A 6109-nucleotide genomic window follows, 5' to 3' on the forward strand; every position below is an offset into this window, starting at 1 on the left:
GCCCTAGGGCGCTCTTTTTTGATCTGCTGATTTACTTATTTGTTGGCGGTTCGTTTACCCAACCAGTAACCGATACCTAACGGAGCAAAGAACACCACTAAGATAAACAGGATGAAGTAGATAATCACACCTTTGATTAACTCCATCAGTTTATCAATCGCAAGTACCACCACCTCTTGAGAGACGCGATCAAGGTCTTGTGTGAACAGTTCTCTTTCTGAAGTCACAATGCCGGCAATCTCGATGCGCTCTTTCGCAATCATCTCTACTAGAGCTTCTCTCTCACGTGTCACCATTTTTTCTAATGCCACACGTTCATCACTCAGCATCGCTAATTTTTGGTCGGTTTTATCACTGAGGTCGTTGAGCAATGGTTGCATTTCTGTCGACATAATAGAAGCCAGTGTTTGCATGTACTCCGGATTGTTCTCAATGAAGTCTTGCATGCTTGCTGATGTTTGACGAAGGCTTTCCAGCGTCATCGATAGGTCTTCACCCGTTAGCGAGCTATTCAATGCAACCAACTCAGCTTTCCACGTCATCAGTTTCGGTGTCTGGTCAGCCATTAAGCTTAAGCGGTCTGATGCATCGCTCATTGCTTCTGGCATGGTGCCTAAACTCTGGACGATTTGCGACTCGTCTTTACCAAGGTAACTTAGCCATTCACGGTAAGCAGGCGTGCTTCTGAATGTGAGATCTTTAAATGGGTGGCTAGCGGCAAACTGAGCAACGAACGCTTTGCTTTTTTTGAAATCACTGGAGTTCAATACACCCTTTGCCAATTTCTCTGCTTCTTGGTCAAGAAAACGAGCAGCCTCTACCGCATCATCCGTCGCGAATAGGTCCGCGCCATCGCCTTGGCTATAAAACTGATTCATTTGGGCAGTGAAAACCCACGAGTCAATTAACGCAGACATTGGGGAAGTTTGGTAAGCCGCTTGTTGTAAGCCCTGCTCTGCATGGATCTTCCAAAGCAACACATAAGATTGATGTAAGGTGTCATCAGCAAGGTAAGATTGCGCGATGAGGTCGGCCGAGTCTTCTACTCGTGTAAAAAACATCTTGGCGTATTCACGCGTCATGAGCCGAGCATTTAACTCTTGTTGAGTGAGAGGCGTCGTTTGACTATCTAACTTAACTTCTAAGAGAGAACAACCACTTAGCACAATGCTAAGCACCAACACCATCCAACTTCGACTCGAAACTCGTAACATATAAACCTCTGACAAAGACTAAGGGCGCTGATTGTATGAGCGCTTCGTCAGAGTATTGTCAAAAATCCTGTAAAAGTTAACGCTGACTGTCTAAATATTCATGAGCAGAATCCACAGAGGCTTTTATAGCCTGCTCTAGTTCAGCTAAATCATGTTCACTGATCGCTCTGGACTGCTTCATTGTCATTTCAATGGTTGCGGCAATGATGGCTAACCGAGACGCTTTAATACTGCCAGCCACGCCTTTTAAGCTATGTACAATGCGAGCCGCGGAGGTTTCATCTTTGGTCAACAAAGACTTAAACTTCTCGTAGTCACCTGCGTGGTCTTGTACAAACACACCAAGCAAGAGTTCGACAGACTCAGCATCACCATCGAGCGTTTCTAACATGTCTTCGATATCAATCGCAGGCTTTGAATCTGTGACACTGGCAACGTGTTTCTCTACTACTGGCGCCTGTTCAGGGACTTGCTGAATAGAGTATTGCGGTACAACGGGTTGGCTTGTAACGTTAACGCTCTGCGGAGGTTGAGAGTCGGAAGACTGGCGCGTTGGCCTGTTCTCGGATACATAAGCGTCACTATCTGCTTGTTTCACTGCTGAGGAAACAACATCGCTATAAGAAACGTCTTCCTTACTTGAATTAATTTCTAGTTCAGAGCTGAGTTCTTGGTCTGCTTCTTTCATCGTTTTTGTGGACCTAACGCCCCAAAACACTATCCCGCTCATCGCCACCAAGCTTAAGCCTAGCATCACCAACAATAGGTTGAATTGACGATCATGGAACTCAGCTTCGAGTTTTATGATCTGTTCATTTACTGAGTTTTTCTTAATCTTATCAACCAAATAGTTAAGCTGAGCGTAATCACTCAACAATGCTGACGCATCAGCCAGTAGTTGTTGGAGTGCATCTTGTTCTTCGTTTTCTAAGGAATAAGATTTTTCTAGAATGGAATCAAAGGCGCGATAAGTCGCTGACGAACTTTGATTTTCAGAATACATGGCTTCAAATACCACAACACCGAATTCGTTGAGGAGCGGTTTTAGCTGAGGGGAAAGCTCTTTATCAGCACGCAAGATCTTAATGTTATCAACGATGTCTTGAACTTGGCTTTCTATTGGAATGAACTCATCGAACTTTTCTAGGAACTGATCAGCTACGTACAACAGTTGGTTGACATCAGGACGAAACAAGGCGTGTTGGAAATCAGATTCAATCTGCAGTCGGATCGAATAAACCAACTGAGCATCGAGTGCGAGATCATTGATACGAGAGACTCGAAGCGGTTCTGAGAAATAAAGCGATTGCCTCAATTCGTTGACTCGAATACCGAGCTCTTCGATTTGAGCTAGAGAATTGGTGTAGGAACGGCTTAGATTAAGAAGAGCCAATGAAGGAAGTAACCACAGAGCCAAGAGCACAACCAAAAAGGTGGCTGGTTTTTTAAAGCGTTTGGGCTTTGCTACTGATTGTTCCATCTATATTCCTTGTGCGTGTTAACTTGAAGCCATGACCGTAGCTAAAAGATTAAGCACAAAATAAGCGACAACGTCCTGCTGCCGCTTTTATCCGTTAACTTCGGACTATGACTTATTGCGAGTCAGTTGGTCACGTAAGTTCGGTGGAGTGCCTTTAATCGTTAGCGTGTCTGTCTCCGGATCGTAAAAGATACGTTCGCCTAGAAGCAGACTATCAAAACTAACATTCAAACCGCCACCAGCACCAACAAATTTTGTTAGTTTACGCATAGTTGCGCGATCGGCTGGGAAGCTGTCTTCTAACTCGTAGCCTTGCTCACTAGTATAGTCAAAGAAGCTTGTGCCATCAGTGCTTGCTGGCAACTCACCAGAAAGTTCACGAACTTGTACTTCATCGCCCGCTTTAAGCTGCTCGTTACAGTAATCCGCAACCTGCTTTTTGTAGCTGATCGCTTCTTCTTTCTCTAATTTAGAGTCAGAAACGAAGTCTTCTACCGCTTGCATCAGTACTTGGTTCTGCTGTTTCGCATCCAAACCAACTTCAGCTTGTAAGAAATCTAAGAAGAAATCCGCGACTTTACGGCCAACACGTCCTTTAATGTAAGTTAAGTAACGGTTTGATTCTTTATCAGTCTCATAAGTTGAAAGGTCTAGACGAGCCGCGATATCCATTTTTGAGATATCAAGGTAGTCAGTCGCACTAATATCAAGCCCTTCAGTTACCTTTAGGCTTTGGTTTGAAGGCAATAAACCAATGAAAAGGTAATCTGTTGCAAGTGACTGATATTCAGCCATTACCAAGATACCTTCGTCAGCGAATGGGTACTTTGATAGTTCGTCTTTTAGACGTTGCGCACTCTTTTGAGAAAAATCGTAAAAGTTTGTCTCACCAGCACGAAGTTGATGCAACCACTGCTGGAATTCGCTGTCAGATTTGAAAGAACCAAACCCTTTGCCTGCTTTTGAATTAAAAACACGGTGAAGTTCAGCAACTAGGCTTTCAGATGAAGCATCGTTTTCTAGAGATTCAGCACGATAGTTAACAATCAGCTCATCCTGATCGTTCTTGCTCAGCTGGTGTAAAATTACGTTGGAAAGGTGAAGGCTCATAGTGAAAATATTACCGTTCAGGTTTCAGTTGTCGTGCATAGTAGGTTATCATAAGCCGCTTTTACTATCATTATTAGAGTCCTTATGCCGATTATATCTAAATACACAGATGATCAAGTTGAAAAAATCCTAGCTGAAGTAGGTGCTGTACTAACTAAGCACAAAGCTTCGCCAGAACTTTCACTGATGATCGCTGGAAATATCGCAACCAATGTCTTAAATCAGAATGTTGCTGCTTCACAACGCAAAGGAATTGCTGAAAAATTTGCCGAGGCTTTAATTTCTTCTCTTGAAGATAAAAAGTCTCACTAAATTTGATTGACGGATAAAAGAATTATAAATGGTAGACAGCGCAAACTCATATAGCGATCGTGTATCTCGACTGGTTGGTTGGGGTCACTGGTTTGCATTTTTCAACATCATTGCTGCGATGTTGATTGGTACTCGTTATATTACTCAATCTGCTTGGCCAGAAACCTTGCTAGGCCAATTCTATTTGGCTGCATCGTGGGTTGGTCATTTTGGCTTTTTAGTGTTCGCGCTCTATCTATTAGTGCTGTTCCCGCTCACTTTTATTCTTCCGTCGAGGAAGTTATTACGTTTGGTTGCCGTTATCTTCGCGACCATAGGTTTAACTGTCCTACTGATTGATACCCAAACGTATCAAAATATAAACCTCCACCTGACGCCTGTCGTGTGGGAGGTTTTATTCAGTGGAGAGGAATCTGCATTCACGTCTGATTTGCAGCACCTCTTCATTGTTATGCCGCTTATCTTCTTGCTGCAACTCGGTCTATCTGAGTGGGTTTGGCGTAAGCAGCGTAAACTGTCTCATAAACACATTGGCCGTCCGATTACTGCCGTCTTCTTCTTGTGTTTCATCAGCAGCCACTTGACCTACATATGGGCTGATGCGTACTTCTATAACCCAATTACTAGCCAGAAAGCGAACTTCCCACTGTCTTACCCTATGACAGCGAAAAGCTTTATGGAAAAACATGGCCTATTAGACCGTGAAGAGTACCTTGAGCGTTTAGAAGCGAACAAAGAGAATGTAAACCTAGTTAGCTACCCGCTAGAAAAAATTCAATACAACCGCCGCAGTGATGATCTTAATATCCTGATGGTGAGTGTGAACAACCTTCGCTCTGACGCTCTTAATGCGACAGCGATGCCAAACAGCTATGCCTACGCACAACAGTCGATCAACTTCACCAACCACTACAGTTCAAGTAACGATATGTTTGGTATTTTTGGCTTGTTCTACGGCCTACCGAGCAGCTACGCAAGCAGCATTGAAGCTCAGGGGTCAAGCGCAGTATTGCTCGATGTTTTAGAGAATCACGATTACAAGTTCGCTGCTTTCAGTGGCGACAACTTTAGTGATGCACTGTACTCGGATATCATCTTCCGAGGCCGTGATGTGATGCCAGAGCAAGCAACTTATGATGACCAGAGTGCCATAAAAGCTTGGTCTAACTGGATTCAATCACCGCAAGCTAAACGCCCTTGGTTTAACTTTATTGAATTAACCACACTGGATAACTTCGCCAGCTACGATTCAAGTTCAGAGTCGGACTCTACGCTAACGACAGCAGAGCGTTTTGCAGCAAACTATCAAAAGTCGGCGACAGCGGCCGATGCTCAGCTAGCAACTATCTACGCTGAACTGGAACGCTTAGAGCTTGCCGATAACACGGTGGTTATCATTACCTCTAACCACGGTACTGAGTTTAACGAAACCAAAACCAACAGCTGGGGTGCAAACTCCAACTACAGTCGTTATCAGTTACAAGTACCACTGTTTATCAGCTGGCCTGGCAAGTCTGCTTCTGAATACACCCACCGTTCTAGTCATCTAGACGTGTCAGTAACACTGATGCAAGAGCTATTGGGTGTATCTTCGAACCCAACAGATTTCAGTAGTGGTCGCAGCCTGTTTAATGAACGTAACAGAAAGTGGATTCTCGCGGGCGACTCTCGTGAACTTGCTCTTGTTACTGACCAGCAAACAACGGTGTTGGATAAATTTGGTAACTACAAATTGTACGACCAAAATTACAAGCGCCTGAAAAACGTAAGCCCTCGCTTACCTGTGTTGATGCAAGGCCTGACAGAGCTACAGCGTTTCTACACAAAAAATGACTAAATAATCAGCAAACAGCAAAGGGAAGCCAATGGCTTCCCTTTTTTATTGCCGTGAATGATTAGAAAACAAGCAACAAAACAAAATTATGAAAATTAAGGGTTTACAAGATCCTCCACCCCTTATATTATTCACGCCACTGGAGGGATGGCTGAGTGG

5 protein-coding genes are annotated in these 6109 nt (G+C 43.9%); 2 read left to right on the forward strand and 3 right to left on the reverse strand.

All coding sequences use genetic code 11. The features are described from left to right. Positions 1–35: 35 nt before the first annotated feature. The 3 genes from AB4517_RS06300 to yejK form a co-directional block, all read right to left on the reverse strand. Entirely contained in the window at positions 36–1214 is a 1179-nt protein-coding gene (locus tag AB4517_RS06300; protein ID WP_372148065.1) for a chemotaxis protein, read from the reverse strand. A 76-nt stretch (positions 1215–1290) separates the two neighbouring features. After that, a complete protein-coding gene (locus AB4517_RS06305) occupies positions 1291–2694 on the reverse strand; it encodes an Hpt domain-containing protein (protein ID WP_372148066.1) in 1404 nt (467 codons plus the stop codon). A gap of 105 nt (positions 2695–2799) precedes the next feature. Further along, positions 2800–3804, reverse strand: a complete 1005-nt coding sequence (yejK, locus tag AB4517_RS06310) for a nucleoid-associated protein YejK (protein ID WP_017061190.1) — start codon at positions 3802–3804, stop codon at positions 2800–2802. Positions 3805–3888: 84 nt separating this feature from the next. Here yejK and AB4517_RS06315 point away from each other — a divergent pair, with 84 nt between their 5' ends. Together AB4517_RS06315 and AB4517_RS06320 are read left to right on the forward strand one after the other, a co-directional pair. Further along, on the forward strand, positions 3889–4116 hold the full coding sequence (locus AB4517_RS06315; protein ID WP_004734063.1) for a YejL family protein: 228 nt from the start codon (positions 3889–3891) through the stop codon (positions 4114–4116). 28 nt (positions 4117–4144) lie between these two features. Next, entirely contained in the window at positions 4145–5953 is a 1809-nt protein-coding gene (locus AB4517_RS06320) for a DUF3413 domain-containing protein (protein WP_372148067.1), read from the forward strand. The last annotated feature ends 156 nt before the right edge of the window (positions 5954–6109 follow it).

Origin of the sequence: Vibrio sp. 10N.222.52.C3 (genome assembly GCF_041474195.1) — a bacterium.
Classification (GTDB): Bacteria; Pseudomonadota; Gammaproteobacteria; order Enterobacterales; family Vibrionaceae; genus Vibrio; species Vibrio crassostreae_C.